At 62.8% G+C, this 16,044-nt stretch carries 13 protein-coding genes; 9 read left to right on the top strand and 4 right to left on the bottom strand.

The annotated features are described in order from the left end of the window. Positions 1 to 159 precede the first annotated feature (159 nt). From IC757_RS14765 to IC757_RS14780, 4 genes are all read left to right on the top strand, one after another. Positions 160 to 1,617 (top strand): DUF2868 domain-containing protein, encoded by a 1,458-nt coding sequence (locus IC757_RS14765; protein WP_190975048.1) that lies wholly within the window; start codon positions 160 to 162, stop codon positions 1,615 to 1,617. Then, a complete protein-coding gene (locus IC757_RS14770; RefSeq protein WP_190975049.1) occupies positions 1,614 to 2,978 on the top strand; it encodes a GTPase/DUF3482 domain-containing protein in 1,365 nt (454 codons plus the stop codon). The genes IC757_RS14765 and IC757_RS14770 overlap by 4 nt, the downstream gene beginning before the upstream one ends. Positions 2,979 to 3,189: 211 nt before the next feature. Further along, positions 3,190 to 3,393 (top strand): cold-shock protein, encoded by a 204-nt coding sequence (locus IC757_RS14775; RefSeq protein WP_190975050.1) that lies wholly within the window; start codon positions 3,190 to 3,192, stop codon positions 3,391 to 3,393. A 120-nt stretch (positions 3,394 to 3,513) separates the two neighbouring features. Next, positions 3,514 to 4,176, top strand: a complete 663-nt coding sequence (locus IC757_RS14780; RefSeq protein WP_190975051.1) for a YceH family protein — start codon at positions 3,514 to 3,516, stop codon at positions 4,174 to 4,176. On the opposite strand, the gene IC757_RS14785 is transcribed toward IC757_RS14780, so the two are convergent. After that, positions 4,173 to 4,616: a hypothetical protein gene (locus IC757_RS14785; protein WP_190975052.1), complete on the bottom strand. Its 444-nt coding sequence runs from the start codon at positions 4,614 to 4,616 to the stop codon at positions 4,173 to 4,175. The genes IC757_RS14780 and IC757_RS14785 overlap by 4 nt on opposite strands. A 100-nt stretch (positions 4,617 to 4,716) precedes the next feature. Between IC757_RS14785 and IC757_RS14790 the strand changes: the two genes are divergently transcribed. Both IC757_RS14790 and IC757_RS14795 read left to right on the top strand, forming a co-directional pair. After that, complete coding sequence (locus IC757_RS14790) at positions 4,717 to 5,307, top strand: DNA-3-methyladenine glycosylase I (RefSeq protein ID WP_190975053.1); 591 nt, start codon at positions 4,717 to 4,719, stop codon at positions 5,305 to 5,307. 44 nt (positions 5,308 to 5,351) lie between these two features. Next, the gene (locus tag IC757_RS14795) at positions 5,352 to 6,512 is read left to right on the top strand and encodes a GGDEF domain-containing protein (protein ID WP_190975054.1); all 1,161 of its coding nucleotides are present in this window, start codon (positions 5,352 to 5,354) and stop codon (positions 6,510 to 6,512) included. 29 nt (positions 6,513 to 6,541) lie between these two features. On the opposite strand, the gene IC757_RS14800 is transcribed toward IC757_RS14795, so the two are convergent. Together IC757_RS14800 and IC757_RS14805 are read right to left on the bottom strand one after the other, a co-directional pair. After that, positions 6,542 to 7,219, bottom strand: coding sequence for a MarC family protein (locus IC757_RS14800; RefSeq protein WP_190975055.1), 678 nt, complete (start codon positions 7,217 to 7,219; stop codon positions 6,542 to 6,544). Positions 7,220 to 7,540: 321 nt separating this feature from the next. Next, positions 7,541 to 10,042, bottom strand: coding sequence for a prolyl oligopeptidase family serine peptidase (locus tag IC757_RS14805; RefSeq protein WP_190975056.1), 2,502 nt, complete (start codon positions 10,040 to 10,042; stop codon positions 7,541 to 7,543). A gap of 167 nt (positions 10,043 to 10,209) precedes the next feature. Between IC757_RS14805 and hemN the strand changes: the two genes are divergently transcribed. Together hemN and IC757_RS14815 are read left to right on the top strand one after the other, a co-directional pair. Next, positions 10,210 to 11,604, top strand: a complete 1,395-nt coding sequence (hemN, locus tag IC757_RS14810; protein ID WP_190975057.1) for an oxygen-independent coproporphyrinogen III oxidase — start codon at positions 10,210 to 10,212, stop codon at positions 11,602 to 11,604. 67 nt (positions 11,605 to 11,671) lie between these two features. Continuing rightward, on the top strand, positions 11,672 to 12,439 hold the full coding sequence (locus tag IC757_RS14815; RefSeq protein ID WP_190975058.1) for a helix-turn-helix domain-containing protein: 768 nt from the start codon (positions 11,672 to 11,674) through the stop codon (positions 12,437 to 12,439). Positions 12,440 to 12,503: 64 nt separating this feature from the next. On the opposite strand, the gene IC757_RS14820 is transcribed toward IC757_RS14815, so the two are convergent. Further along, positions 12,504 to 15,059: a M14 family zinc carboxypeptidase gene (locus IC757_RS14820; RefSeq protein ID WP_190975059.1), complete on the bottom strand. Its 2,556-nt coding sequence runs from the start codon at positions 15,057 to 15,059 to the stop codon at positions 12,504 to 12,506. A 107-nt stretch (positions 15,060 to 15,166) separates the two neighbouring features. On the opposite strand from IC757_RS14820, the gene IC757_RS14825 reads away from it, so the two are divergent. Further along, positions 15,167 to 15,793, top strand: coding sequence for a YbhB/YbcL family Raf kinase inhibitor-like protein (locus IC757_RS14825; protein WP_190975060.1), 627 nt, complete (start codon positions 15,167 to 15,169; stop codon positions 15,791 to 15,793). The last annotated feature ends 251 nt before the right edge of the window (positions 15,794 to 16,044 follow it).

A 16,044-nucleotide genomic window follows, 5' to 3' on the forward strand; every position in this document is an offset into this window, starting at 1 on the left:
GTTCCCTTTCAAAGAGATGCTGCGCGCGAGTCGCCGATATTATCAGGCGTGCACACGACTGAATTATTGATCCCGGTCAATAGTTCATTTTACATACATCTTATGCCGACGTGCAGTCGATGGGTATGATGTGGCTCACGAATTTCACCAGGAGGCAAGGTGGCAAGCGCTCAGGTCAACGGAGTGAAGGGCTGGTTGCTGGCAGAAGCCGTGCGCCTGCACGAGGCCCGTCAGGGCCGCTGCGAGGACGCTGCCGCCGTCGCCCTGGCGCGCAGCTCGGCCGGCAGCCTGTCGCAGCGACTGATGACACGGGCCGCGAGGCTGACGGTGGGTCAGGCCTCCGGGCGTGATCTTGCTCGCCTGGGAAGCCTGTTGCGGATCCTGGCCGGACTGACGCTGGCCATGGCCGCTCTGGCCGGACTGGCCACGGCACGCGCCAGTGTTCCTGATGAACAGATCAATGTGCTGCTGGCCATGATCGTGGTGCTGGCCCCACCCACGCTGACCCTGTTGTTGTGGCTGATCTTGATGTCTGCCCGGCGTGGCACCACCGGCTCGGGTGGACTGATCGGCCAGGCGTTGACCGGCGCGCTGCGTCGCATCGGCGCCCGCTTTCTGTCCGGGCCGCTGGCCCGCGAACTGGCCGAGGCCGGTGCCGGCTTGATGCAGGCCCGCCTGGGCCGCTGGTTTCTGGCCAGCATCATGCACGGGTTCTGGCTGGTTTTTACCCTGGTGGCAACGCTGACCCTGGGGCTTTACTTTTCCTTTGCCCAGTACGACCTGGTCTGGGGCACCACCATTCTCGACGAAGACAGCGTGGTGCAACTGGTCTCGGGCCTGGCGGCCCTGCCCGCGGCACTGGGACTGATGGGCGTGCCCGAAGCGGAGTGGATCCTGGCTGCTCGACAGGACACACCCGAGATCGGTGCGCGCGCCGAATGGGCCAGCTTTCTCATGGCCAGCGTGCTGGTCTACGGCAGCCTGCCACGACTGCTGCTGGTGCTGCTGTCGGCCTGGCTTGCATGGCGTGCCCGGCGCAATCTGGCGCTGGACACGTCCCACCCGGAGTATCTGCGCCTGGCCGCGGAACTCGAGCCGATCTCGCTGTCATCGCGGACCCTGGGCGACCAGCCCGCGAAACCGCGCAAGCGTGCCCGACACAAGCGGCCGAACAATCCATCCCGGGCGGTGGTCTTCGGGATAGAACTGGAGCGTGATCACGATGGGCATCCCCCGGAGCTGCCCGGCCTGGCTGCCGACCGCATTGGTCTGGCCGATGATCGTGCTGGGCGTCAGGCCGTGCGCCGGCTCGTCGGTGAACGCCGGCGGCCTCCTGAAGCGCTGATTGCAGTGTGTTCCATGCTGCGCACGCCGGATGCCGGCACCGAGCGTTTCCTGGCCGGGCTGGCCGACACGGCCGGCGCCCCATTGATCCTGGTGCTGGACGAATCGGAACTGCTGGTCGAACGAGGCGGACCGTTGAAAACTCGTCTGGCCGACTGGCAGGACCTGGCCGAGCGGGTGGGTGCCGACTGCGTGGCGCTTGACAGCCAACAGCCGGACGCCTCGGCACTGGCGCACCTGCAGCAATCTCTGCGGGGCGAATCCGTATCGTGAACAGGAGCCTGAAAATGGCCCTGGTCGGCCACACCAATACCGGCAAGACCTCGCTGGTGCGCACCCTGACGCACGACCGCGGTTTTGGCGAAGTCGCCGATCGCGGCGGCACCACGCGTCAGGTCAGCGTGGTGGATCTGGCGATCGCCGATGAAACCCTGATCGAACTGTTCGACTCGCCGGGCCTGGAAAATGCCCCGGAACTGATCGAATGGCTGGAAGATCTGCCGGGGCGACGCCACGATGGCCCTGAACGGATCGGCCGGCTGCTCGAAGACCGTCAGGCGCGGGAACGATTCGACCACGAAGCACGGGTGCTGGAGCTGGTCGGCCAGGTGGATGTTGCCCTCTACGTGATCGACACGCGAGAACCTGTACTGGAGAAGTACAAGGACGAGCTGGCCATCCTCGGGCTGAGCGGCCGCCCCATCGTGGCCCTGCTCAATTTTGTCGCGGCCCCCTCCAGTCGCGAAGCCGAGTGGCGCGAAGCGCTGTCGCGCCTGATGCTGCACAACGTGGTGGCTTTCGACGCGGCCATTCGCGACCCCGGCACGGAATGGCGCCTGCTCGAGAAGATCGCCACCCTGCTCGACGAGCACGCCGCCACGATCAAACGCTGGATGGATCACCGCCGCGAACAGGAAGCCAAACGACATCACGCCGCCCGGCGCGCCATCGCCGAGATGCTGGTGGATGTGGCCGCCTATCGACAGGAGGTGCCCGAGACCGCCGCCCTGACCGAGTGGCAAGCCATGCAGGCCCGGGTGAGCGAGCGCGAACAGCATTGTGTCGAGATCCTGCTCGAGCTTTACCGGTTCGGCCATGAGGACTACGACGACAGTGACCTGCCCCTGAGCGGGGGGCAGTGGGACGCCGACCCCTTCGACACCGAAACGCTCAAGTACTACGGCATTCGCACCGGCAAGTACCTGGGCGCCGGCGCGAGCACGGGAGCCGCCATCGACATCGGCACCGGCGGGCTGACCCTCGGCACCGGCACCCTGGCCGGTACGCTCATCGGTACGGGTGTGGGTCTGACAAGAACACTCGGAGACCGACTGCTGGGCCGCATGCGCAGTCGTGCCGTGCTGGCGGTGGATGACAAGACCCTGGGCTTGCTGGCGACCCGGCAACTGCACCTGCTGGCCACCCTGGTTCGCCGCGGTCATGGCAGCCAGGCGCCGGTCGGTGCTATCGACAAGTCGCGGCCGGTCTTTGATCGCCTGCCCGCCCCGCTCCGAAAGTCGCGCTTTCATCCAAGCTGGTCGTCACTGGACAAACGCTGGCGACCCGACACCCGTCGCGAAGACTGCATCCAGCGCCTGGCCGGGAAAATGCGAACCACCGGAGACGATGCCTGAAGACCTTACCCGGTCCGGTCAGCCCCGGTGGCAGTGTGCCTGACGTCACGCTGGCTTTTGCCGTGACAAGGGCGTACAATAAAGCGGCCTGTAGCCTATGGCAGATTGAGTCAAGACAGTTCCCTCCGCGTTTCGCCAAGGTTCCCGTCCGACATTCCTTCCGCAATAAGCTGCAAGCGTTTTGTTCATTTTTATACAGGTAACAAGTATCATGGCAACAGGTTCAGTCAAGTGGTTCAACGAGGCCAAAGGATTCGGTTTCATCAGCCAGGATGACGGCGGCAAGGACGTCTTCGTTCACTTCTCCGCCATCCAGGGCTCCGGTTTCAGAACCCTGGCCGAAGGTCAGAAGGTCTCCTTCGACATCCAGGATGGCCCCAAGGGCCCGCAGGCCGCAAACGTCCAGGCGGACTGAAGCGGATCACTGCGATCAACAGGGAACGAGAAGCCCCGCCGCGTGCGGGGCTTTTTTTGTCTGCACAATGCGCGCATCACTAGCCCGAGTAACATGATTCACTAGCCCGAGGAGACCGCCATGACCCACAGCGAAACACCCGAGACCATGGACCTGCCACTTGATCCGCCACTGGATGCAGCCGAAGCCCGGGTGCTCGGCTGCCTGATGGAAAAGGAAGCCACCACGCCGGACAACTACCCCCTGACACAGAATGCCACCATCAGCGCCTGCAACCAGAAGAGCAGTCGCGATCCGATCATGAAGCTCGACCCCGGCACCGTGGGCGGCGCCTTGCGGTCGCTGGAACGCCGAGAGCTGGTTCGCAGTGAATTCGGCGCCCGGGCCAGCCGCTATCGGCACCAGGCCGACCGGTCGCTGGAGCTGACCGCTCCCCAGCGCGCCGTGCTCGCCCTGCTTCTGCTGCGCGGGCCCCAGACCGGCGCCGAACTGTTTACCCGCAGTGAGCGCCTGCACGCCTTCGACGATGTCGATGAAGTGCTCTACACCCTGGAACGACTGGCGTCACGGGATACGCCCCTGGTGGTTCAGCTGCCCCGGCAGGCGGGCCAGCGCGGTGAGCGTTTCATGCACAGGTTGTGTGGCGAAGTCGATGTCGATGCCGATGTCGCATCCGGCCCGGCGTCGGCACCGACGCCCCCCGCATCAGACATTGAACAGCGTCTTGCCGACCTGGAAGAACGGGTGGCGGAACTGGAGTCGCGCCTGGATGACGGCGACTAGCGATCAGACTCCGATTCGGCCGGCGACTGACTGCGCTCCGACGGGCATGCAAAGGGAACACCATCGCGACCGGCATGGTAGGCATGGCGCTCACCATCGAATTCCAGCTTGACGTACATTCCCTCCACCAGCGCCTGGGTATACATGCCTCCGGGCTCGGGGCAACCCAGCGCGCCATCGCGCCAGGTCACGCGACGGGCACGGATCACGCTGATCGCATGCGGCTCCACGCCCAGACGGCCCGCCAGGTCCTGACGTGCCATGTCAACGCTCTCATCAAGACTGACCTGGCGCGCTGGTTCAGCGGGGGCTAGCTCTTCACCGCCGGCTTCCGGCTCGACGACCTGCTCCGGCTCTTCTTCAGCCGGCGGCAGTTCCTCCTGGCAGGCAGCGAGAAACAGGGTCAGTGGCAGCGCCACGGCAATGAGGCGTATGGGCATGTCGTTACTCCAGATTTTTCATTGAACCAGGAATACGCTTAGTATGACACCGACGATCACGCTTTTGACAACGCCATCCCTGCCGGACTGAACAACCACGATGACAACAGCACGATGCCCCTGGTGTGGAGACGATCCGCTTTATCGCGCCTATCATGACCAAGAGTGGGGCGTGCCCGTTCACGACGACCGTACACTGTTCGAGTTCCTGATACTGGAGGGCGCCCAGGCGGGCTTGTCATGGATCACCATCCTGCGAAAGCGGGAGAATTTTCGCAGGGCATTTGCGAATTTCGACCCGCAGCGCGTGGCTCGTTTCGACCAAGCCGACATCCGGAGGCTGCTCCATGATACCGGCATCATTCGCAATCGGCTCAAGATCAATGCAGCGATTGGCAACGCCCGCGCGTTCCTGAACATACAGGAAAGGTTCGGCAGCTTCGATCGCTACATCTGGGATTTCGTCGACGGCGAACCCATTGTCAACCGCTTTGCCACCATGGACGAAGTCCCGGCCGAGACGGAACTGTCACGGCGCATCAGCAAGGACCTGAAGCAGCGCGGCTTTCGATTCGTCGGGCCCGTCATCGTTTATTCCCACATGCAGGCCACCGGCATGGTCAATGACCACCTCCTGGAGTGTTTTCGCTGGCGCGAACTCGTGATGGCCAGTCAACACATCTCGGGGTAGTATGAGGACACTGGCGTTTGACAGCCACTGATTCGGGGCCGGGAGTGAACCGACCAGACAACAGCAAACAACGCATTCATCAGACAATCGGCCGGCACAACCTGTTCCGGCAACACGTCTTCACGCTGATCACGCTGCCCCTGCTGTTCTACCTGCTGGTCAATGAAGTCGGCCACATGCAGTCCACTCCGGCAGATTTGCTGGCCTACTTTGGCAGCGGAGTCAACCCGGAACTGTTCGAGAAAGTGGTCGCACTCCGCCTGACCACCATCATCTGCATGGTTGCGATTTCCATTGCCGCCGTGCTGCTGCGCCACCGTCGAGAGTGGCTTGGGACGATTGGAGCAGCCTATGTACTGGCGACTGGCCTGCTGCTGATTGCAACCGCCTCTATGCATCTGGGCATCCGGGGAACGCTGGAACTGTTCTATCTGAAAATCTTTGTCTATAGCGCGGTATTCCTGATGCGGCCGGCGCTGGCACTGACCTTCTTCCCCGGCGCGCTGATCGTCTACTTCATCGGTGGCGAGCTGATCATCCAGGATCCGTCACCAAGCCTGCGCCAGGGTCTGTACTTCAATGCCACGCTCATGACCAGCCTGGCCTTGCTCGTGAACATCCAGAATTACCGGGGCCGATGGCGCGAACTCAAGGCCCTGATCCAGCTCGAGAGCGACAATCGTGAACTGGAAAAGGCCAAGAGCGCCATCGAGGCATCCAGCGTACTGGACGGACTGACCGGCGTGTTCAATCGCATGAAGCTCGAAACTGACCTGCAGGCGCTCAATGACAATAAGCGACTCTACGCCCTGGCGATGATCGACATCGATCACTTCAAGCCCTACAACGATCATTACGGGCATGCCGCTGGCGACGATGTACTGAGGACGGTAGCCCAGACGCTCAAGCAATCTCTCAATCGCCCGGACGACCAGGTCTATCGATATGGTGGAGAAGAGTTCCTGGTAATACTTCCGGATACAACACAGGCTGATGCGGTTGGGGTCATCGACCGGATGCGGCGCCATATCGAGCGGCTCAGCATACGGCATGAGTATCGTGACGATGGAATCGAAATGGTCACCATATCGGCCGGTGTCGCTGATACTACCGGAGCCGATCGGGCCGGGGTCATGCAGGTGGCCGACCAGCGCCTATACGAAGGCAAACGCGCAGGACGCAACCGGGTTGTCCTGACACTGTAGCTTCATGGACTGACTGGGCACCGGCGCGGTCAGTCAGGTGCACCCTCGAAATTGGCGAGTAGCTGATTCACAGCGAGGTAGTCGTCGACGACATTGATCACCCCATTGATGATGAACTGGGCGGCAACCACGGCGAGGATCAGACCGAACACCTTGGTCAGGATCCGTCGGCCGCTTTCACCGAGCCATCGAACGACATACTTCGAACGGGTCATGGTGAAGTAACACGTTACCGTGGTGACCAGAATGGCAAAAAAGGTCACCACCAGGTAAAGCGGGCCGGGCGCCTCGCTGGTCAGGATCATGGCCGTGGCAATGGCCCCTGGGCCGCTGATGAAGGGGATGGAAAGCGGCACGATGGAGATATCGGCTGCGACCTTTCCCGAAGGCCTGGCATCTTCCTCGGAGTGATCGGGCGCCTCGCTCTTCTTGAGCATACCCATGGCTATACCGAACAGGATCAGCCCCCCGGCGATCCGGAAAGCCGCAAGTGTGATGCCAAACAACTGAAAGATCAGGCCGCCGAGCAGGGCGAAGACAAACAGGATGGAAGTCGAGGCCAGCACGGCACGCCGGGCCGTGGCCTCCTGTTCTTCCTCGCCGTCATCGGAAGTCAGCGAGGCAAACACGAACGCCGTGGTCAGCGGATTGACAATCACGAACATGCCGATGATGGCGATGAGGAAATATTCGATCAGCGAAGCCATGCAGGTACCTGTGTCAGTCCACCGCTTTCAAGCTATCACAACAGACTTCAGACATGGCCCGCGACCTATCCACCACAAGCCAGATCCTGCCCGCTCTTTTCTTCCCACCTTTCAAGGGCGGGTGGTGGTGCCTGTGTGGGCCGGCAGGATGCGGAATCCTGCACTGATCCATCCGTCACCCGACACTTGATCAAAGCCCAATGCCGGCACCGCGGCCAACGAATCAGAGGAGCAATTTCGACGGCACCAGAACGCCACGACACCCGAAGCGCCAGCCACGCCGTTTACCCTGCCGGCCCACACAGGCACCGCTACCCGCCCCTACTCCTCCCCCGCTTCGGGGTAGAGGTGATACCACCACTCCCGCTCGTCCTTCAGCCAGTAGTCGAACCAGGCCAACATGGTGTCCCACCAGACGTAGCGCTGCTCGCGGTCCAGGATATGATGATCCTCGCCGGGAAACTCGATCAGCTCAACATCGCGATCAAGCAGCTTGAGCGCGGTATACATGTTGTGGCTCTCGCCCGGCGGCACGTTGGTATCGGCATCGCCGGTCACCAGCAGCAGCGGCGTGGTGATCTGGTCGGCCGAGTAGACCGGGCTCTGACCCACGTAGAGCTCGGGGTTGTTCCACGGGAAGGAGCCACGGCTGGCAATACCCGAGTAGCCATAGCCCCACCAGCCTTCGCCCCAGTAGGAAGTCAGCGCGCTGATGCCGGCATGCGAGATGGACGCGGCATACAGGTCGGTCAGCGTGGCCAGATGCATGGTCATGAAGCCACCGTAGCTGGCGCCGATGTTGCCGATGCGATCGCCGTCGATGAACTCGTGCGCCTCGACGAACTGCTCCGTGCCCTCGATGATGTCATGGGCGGTGTACTTGCCCCACGCATTGACATGAAGCGCCGAGAACTCCTGGCCGTAGCCAATGGTGCCGCGCGGCTGCAGCACGTAGACCACATAGCCCTGCGCGGCCCAGAGATGGAAGGGATAGCGGCCGGTGAACTGGCGATTGACCGGCGTCGTGCCACCGTAGTAGTACACGATCAGCGGGTAGTGCTGGTCGGGCTCGAAGTCCGGCGGCAGGTAATAGCGCCCCTCGATCTCGTCTCCATCGGTATTGACAAACGACCAGGCCTCGACCGCGGCCAGCTCGACATCGACGTACTCGGTCTCGGCGCTATCGATCAGGACACTGTGCCGGTTGCGGTTGAGATCGACGGTATGAACCCGCTGCGGGCGGTCAGCGTCAGTGCCGCGGAGCACCACCAGGGGGCGGCGGGTTTCGGATGCGGAAAAGGACTCCATGACCTCAACGCCGGTGTCGATCTCGACCCAGCGTTCGCGCCCGGCCTCGAAGCGCAGCAGTATCACCCGCTCACCCGATACGGCCGACAGCAGCAAATCGCCGTCGGGCAGGCGATGGATGCCGGACAATGACGGATCGAGCTCCCGGCTGACGCTGGTCGCGGTCTCGCCGTCGGCGCTCAGCCGATACAGCTGGGTGTCGTATTCATTGGGGGTGCGTTTCTCTCCGGTTGTCGCACCATCGCCCTGGGGCAGACCCGGCCCGGCCAGCAACCAGTAGCCTTGATCGGCGAACAGGGCACCGTTGAACAGGCGGTACTGGCCCACCTCGCTGCGTTCGAGGGTATCCAGATCGACTTCGAACAGCCGAAACAGGCTGTGCGGCGGTTCGCTGTAATCGATGATGCGCTCCGAAACGAGCAGCCTGTCGCCTTCGGGATGGATGTCCTGCAGCATGACCGACTGGTCGCCTGCGGTCAGCGGGCGAATCAGGCCACTGGCGACATCCACCTGGTAGAGCTGGGTATTGTCACGAAATCCGGCCCAGCGATCTTCCAGCGATCGGATCCGGCGCACCCTGGCGTTGTCGTCTTCGTAGGGCGCGTTCCAGGCAAAGATGACAGAGCCCGAATCCGGGTGCCAGCGCCAGCTACCAACCTGCTCGTGATTGGCCAGCAGCAGGCTGGCGCGCCCCGACTCCGCTTCATGCAGCCACAGATTGTCACCATCCTGCACGGCCAGCCAGGCGCCATCCGGGCTCCAGGCCAGCGCCCCTGGTCGATGAGCGGTCCACTGCCGTTCGATCCGGCCGGTGGACAGCTCGCGGATCTCAAGACGCTGGATATCCAGATCGGCGGCGTCGCTGCGGGCATCGAAAGCCAGGGCGAGGTAGCGCCCATCGGGAGAAACAGCCTTGCTGCTGACCGTCTCGGCATTGGTCAGGCGCTCGGGTGAGACCCGACGGGTCGGCTCGACATGAAACGCCGGTGTGTCGTGCGTCTCGCGCCCCTGCCAGGATATTTGCGGCGCGCCGTCCTCCTCCCGTCCATGACTGGTGATCCAGAGCGTATGCGTGCCATTGCGCAGGTGGAGCTCAAAGCCATCATCGCCGGCGCTGACCTCGCGACCGGCCAGAAACAGGCGCGGTCGTTCGACCTGCTCGACCAGCAGGCGCCCGCTGACAAAACGCCTGGCTTCGACCTGGACCGCCCAGAGCCAGATCCGGTCATCATCCGGCAGCTCTTGCGGGCTCATTCTCTGCCACTGGAGCGTGGTATCGAAAAAGCGCTGCTCTACGCCGTGGCGCGGCAGGCCACCGGCCATCTGCTGCATCACCATTGCCCGCGCCATCTCGTCGCGCTTGTCGGACTGGCCGGCGATATCGGTGACGATGGGCATGGGACCGAGCGCCAGCACTTCCTCCACCGGTAGCGGCTCGACATCGTCGGCCCAGGCGGCAGAGCAGGCCAGGATCAGCAGGGCGAGGATCGAAAGCGATCGGGTTGACAACGGCATCGTGACGGGCTCCCGGTGAGGATTCGGATCAGACCGGGCAATTTACCAGATCGGCCGCACCCAATAGATGCATATTGGACCCCTGTTTGATCGTGATCAATTCATCGGCCGTCGAATAGCACTACGCTTTGCCATCACGATTGAGCCAAACCGGCGGAACCCAGGTCATGTCCGAATTGATGCGCCCCACTTTTGATAGCCAACTGATCGAAAAATACGGCGGGGAAGGCCCGCGCTACACGTCCTACCCCACGGCCGTGCAGTTCAATGATCAGTTCACCGAGGCGTCGTACCGGGACGCTATACGGGAAAGCAATGAGCTGCCGATTCCTCCGGCTCTGTCGCTCTACATTCATGTCCCGTTCTGCACCAGTCCATGCTTCTACTGCGCCTGCAATCGGGTCATCACCCGCTCGGCCACTGCCGGGCAGGAGTTTCTCGTAAGCCTGGAAAAGGAGCTTCGCCTGACCGCCCCCAGGTTCGACGACGACCGGCCGGTTCGGCAGCTTCACCTGGGCGGGGGCACTCCAACCTTTCTGAGCACCGAGCAGATACGCCAGCTGATGGCATTGCTTCGCTCGCACTTCCACTTTGCCGCCGATGCCGAAATCGGGCTGGAAGTCGACCCGCGCACGGTCGATCCTGCCGGCATCCGCGAACTCAAGGCCATGGGTTTTAACCGAATCTCGATCGGTATCCAGGATCTCGATCCCAAGGTGCAGAAGGCGGTCAACCGCATTCATGACACCGCACTGGTCAGTTCGGTACTGGGTGCGGCTCGCGGTGTGGGCTTCGGTTCCATCAGCATCGACCTGATCTACGGCCTGCCCATGCAGACGACTGCCGGGTTCGCCAAGACGATCGAGACGGTCATCAACATGCAGCCAGACCGCATCTCGCTGTTTAACTACGCCCATCTGCCTCACCTGTTCAAGGCACAGCGGCAACTTGATGAATCGCTACTGCCGACACCGGCAACCAAGCTGGCCATTTTCCGCAACACGCTCAATAGGCTGCTTGATGCCGGCTACGAGTTCATCGGCATGGACCACTTCGCCAAGCCCGACGACTCCCTGGTCAAGGCCAAGAAGAACGGCACCATGGTGCGAAACTTCCAGGGCTATTCCACGCACGGCGGTCTGGACCTGGTGAGCTTCGGCCCCAGCGCCATCAGCCAGGTGGGTGACTCGTTTGCCCAGAACCATCGCAAGCTGGAAGACTGGAACATCTCGTTGCTGGAGGGTCGCATGCCCGTTGCCCGCGGACTGACCCGGACCACCGACGACCGGATTCGCGCTGACGTGATCGAGCGCATCATGTGCGACGGGGCGCTGGACTTCCATGGCGTGGAACGCGACTACCAGCTCGTGTTCCGCCGCTACTTTGCCAGTGAACTGGAGCAGCTCGAGGAAATGGCCGGCGACGGGCTGATCGAGTGGACCGAGCAGGGATTTGCCGTGACCGCCGACGGGCTGCTGTTCCTCCGCGCCATCGCCCGGCACTTCGACGCCTACCTGAGTTCCGGCAGCAAATCCCGGGGACGCTTCTCGCGCATCGTCTGAGTGGTTCCTCCCGGCCAGGCCGCAGGCCCTGATACAATCGGGGCTGCGGCCATAGACGGGAGCCGAGATGAGCGACAGGACAAAGGTCACCGACCTCGATCGTACCGAGGTATCCTGCGAGGATTGCGCGCTGTTCAGCCTGTGTTTCGCGCAGGAGATATCCGATGACGAGCGTCAGGACCTGCACAAGGTGCTGAAGCGGCGCCAGCCTGTGGAGCGCAACGATCACCTGTTTCATGGCGGCCAGCGTCTGAAAAGCGTGGCCGTGCTGCGCACCGGTTCGGTCAAGGCCTACAACGTCTCCCACGATGGCGACGAGATCGTTTCCGGCTTCTACCTCCCCGGCGAAGTTATCGGCCTCGATGCCCTGTCGAGCGAAAAGCACCCCGGATTTGCCGTGGCGCTGGAAGACAGCCGCTACTGCGAGATTCCCTATCGTGATTTCGAACGCATGCTGGCCGAAAGCCCCAAGCTCAACCAGGTCATGCTGCGCATGCTCTCGGAGGAAATGACCGAGACCCGGGAGTTGCTGCTGGTGGTTGGCCGGCTCGACGCACGAACACGAGTTTCGCTGTTCCTGCTCAGTCTGTCGCGCCGCCTGGCACGCCGCAAGCAGGATCCCGATTGCTTCCGACTGACCATGGACCGGCGCGATGTGGCCAACTACCTGGGCCTGACCATCGAAACGGTGTCGCGCACCCTGTCGGCGCTGCAACGCGAGAACATCATTGAGGTCCGCGGCAAGCAGGTACGCATTCTCGACCGCTCTGCCCTGCAGCGTGCGGCCCGCCAGCTCGAAGAACTGGATCCAGTCAACCAGAACAACGCCGGCTAGTCGCCATATTATTGACCCGGCAGCCCCGGCCACTGTCGCGACCGGGGCCGATCTCACTCTCCGTTTATTGCCCTTCCGGCAACTCCGTGGTTCCGATCAGCTGACCGAAGAACAGCGCATTGGCCAGCAGCCGTTCGGTGCCTCGCCAGTAGCCGCGAAACACCGCGTCATCCGACATGCGGATGACCGTACCCTCGCCGTGACGACTGGCGCTGATGGCCGGAGCGCCGGCCAGGCGATCACGATTGGCCTCTGAGAGATAACCGGCGGCCAGCGGCGAGTCAGCGTAAATGGCCGGCTGCGCGTAGGCGTTGTCCACCGCACGCATACGGAAGCGCCCGCGACGAAAGGCGACCAGCTCGTCCCGCTCGTAGCCGAACGCCAGCGGATGCGTGGTATCCAGCAGCAGCCTCAGCGCGCTGCCACCGATCAGCTCGCGCGCGAAATCCTGCCGGAAATCGCCATAAGGCCGGCGCTCGGGGGGCTCTTCGCTTTCAGCATCGTCGTTGCTTTCGGCATCGACCAGGCGCCAGTCCAGATCCAGCTCTTCAACCCAGGTCGAGGCAGCACGCAGGGCAATCAGTATGCCTCCGCCCTGTACATACTCGACGATGCGCTCACGAACCCCGCCGGGCAGAGCTTCATAGTTGCCGTCAGGCAATATCAGGTGACTGTACTCATCAAGATCCACCCGGAACAGGCCAGTCCAGTCGAGCATGGACAGGGGCTGATCGAGCTCCACATCCAGCCAGTGCCATAGATAGCCGGCATGATTGGCCCGCAGTCCGTTACCGGTCAGCATGGCCGGCTTGAGCGAATCCAGCACCGGCGCTGACGGCGAGCCCAGGTCGATACCGGATACGGCCAGCCCGCGCCTGACGGTTTCCACGGCCACCGCGTGGCGCTGGCTCAGCTCGACCAGGCGCGGACCGACCGGATCCAGATGATCGGGCTGAATACCGGAATGAACGATCAGGCTGCCGCGCACCATTTCACGCTCGCCGTCCGGAGTGGCCACGGTCAGCGGCTCGGTGGCCGCCTGCACCCGGTAACCATCGTCAAGCAGCGCGCCCAGCAGGGCGCCGGCCCGGTACTGGTTCCATGGCACAACCCAGGCCAGGGCGTCGCTGGCCGGTGGCTCAGGACGCTGCTCCGGGGCCGCCTCGAGCCGCTCCCCGTGCGCCGGCAGGCGCCGCATGGTTTCCAGGGGCAGGTCGTGCGACATGCCCAGGGGCCAGGCCGACACATCGTAGAAGGTTTCCATCGGCAAGTCGGTGACCGGATCGAGGATGGATTTCAGCAGCAGGTAATGCGGCTGATCGGCGGGAATGACCCAGGCCTCTCCGGCCTGGTGGCGACGTCCGGCCAGGTCGACCGCTTCGGTCACCGGGTGGATGGCAATGTCATGCCCCAGCAAAAGCTCGATCAGTCGTGCCGCTCGCACCGGGTCGCCATCATCTCCCAATACCCAGCCGGCGTTTCGATCACGACGGGCCTGATCACGCGTTTCCGCGAAGAACTCGCGCTGAAAATCGATCAGCTCCTCGGCCAGCGCATGGGTCGCGGCCAGGGTCGACAGGCTGGTAGTGACCTGGTTGGCCACCGCATCGGCAAAGCTGCGCTTCCCGTACTGGGTGTCCTTGAGGTGGCCGCGGGCCGAACCCTGCTCGAACAGAATGCCGATGCCGCCGGTCAGGTCCGGATAGGTCGATCCCTTGCCGACGTAGTAGTCGTCGAACAGCTCGCGGGTAAAGTGCGGCTCTCCGGCGCGGTCGAGGAACTCGCCATGGAACTCGGCGATGCTGGCGGTCAGTTCGTAGTTGCGCTCGGGCGTGAGCGGATTGTTGCGCTCGGGCACGCCGGGCTGGAAGAAATAGGTGGTCTCCGCGCCCATCTCGTGATGATCGGTGAGCACATGCGGACGCCAGGCATGATATTGCGCCTTGCGTGCTTGCGATTCGGGATGGATCAGCGGCAACCAGTCGCGATTGAGGTCGAACCAGTAATAGTTGGTCCGCCCGTTGGGCCAGGCCTCGTTGTGTTCGCGATCGGCGGGATCGGCCGACGGATGCCGGCCGCGGTGCATGTTGACCCAGTGGGCAAATCGGTCGATGCCGTCGGGATTGAGGCCGGGCTCCATGACGATGATCATCTCTTCGAGCCAGGTCTTGACCTCCTCGTCTTGCGATGCAGCCAGATACCAGGCGGTCACCAGCGCCGCGGTGGCGCCGGAAGCCTCGTTACCATGCACTGAATAGCCCAGCCAGGCGACTGCGGGGCCCTCACCGGCCTCCGAAGCATCACGGCGGGCGGCCCGAATCTCGTCGATGCGTGCAAGTCGCTCGGGGCTGGCAAAGGTGAGGAACAGCAAGGGTCGCTGGCCATGGGTCATCCCGATGCGCTCGAGATGAACACGATCGGACGCTTCGGCCAGCGTTTCCAGGTAGGTCACCATCTGGTCGTAGCGAGGATGCCATTCGCCCGGCTCGAATCCGAGCACCTCGGCCGGCGTGGGGATGGTTTCGTCGACCGGAAAGTCGTCGGGCAGGCCGGGCATTGCGGCCAGGCCGAAGGAAATCGTCAACAGCATCACGGCTGCCAGAACTTGCATTGCTTTCATCACTTGAGGAATCTTGTCTTGTTGGACTGGTACAGTAATCCTAACTGACTGGCGGTCGACAATTCGTTCCGACTCACGAAAACTCAACCTCTGCAAGGAGAAGGCTGATGAAACTGGAATCCCGCGACCTGCGCAACAACACGCCGATCCATCCGCGTTTTGCCTTCGGCAAGCACGATCCTCAGAATCACATGGCACGTTCGGACAATATCAGCCCGCACCTGAAGTGGTCGGGCGCGCCCGAGGGCGCCCGTTCTTTCGCCATCGTGTGCATGGACCCGGATGTGCCGTCGATTCCCGATGACGTCAACAAGGAAGGCACCACGCTGCCCTCGGAGATGGAGCGGGTGGATTTCTGTCACTGGGCCATGGTCGAGATCCCGACCAGCGTCACGGAGCTGGCCACTGGCCAGTGTTCAGACGGCGTCATACCGAAAGGCAAGCAGGATCCGCCCGGTCCCGAGGGCTCCCGCCAGGGACTCAATGACTACACCCAGTTCCTGGCCGGCGACCCCGATATGGGCGGCAAGTATTTCGGGTACGACGGCCCCTGTCCGCCATGGAACGACGAGCGCATGCATCACTACACCTTCACCGTCTACGCGCTCGACATCGACAAACTGGACCTGCCAACCGAATTCACCGGTCATGATGTGGTGGAAGCGATCGAGGGACATGTGCTGGATCGGGCGGAGCTGACTTGTACCTACACCATTAACCCCGGATTGAGATGAGGGGGAGGGAAACCGGGTGGTACCGGGCGGCGGGCTGCCTACATCGGCGTTCGGCGGGAGTGGCCGCTTCCGAGACCGGTGGCGTTTTGGTGCCAGTAAAATTTTGTCGGAGTCGCATCAGATCGCGAGTTTGTCTGGCTGCATGGTGCCTGGGACAGGACGGATGTTCTGGCGGTTCTTCCGCGCCGATTCCGGCAGCCCGCCGCCCGGCACCACCCGGTTTGAAAGGGTTGGAGGAAAGTAAAGGATTG

This window comes from Wenzhouxiangella sp. AB-CW3, assembly GCF_014725735.1.
GTDB lineage: Bacteria > Pseudomonadota > Gammaproteobacteria > Xanthomonadales > Wenzhouxiangellaceae > Wenzhouxiangella.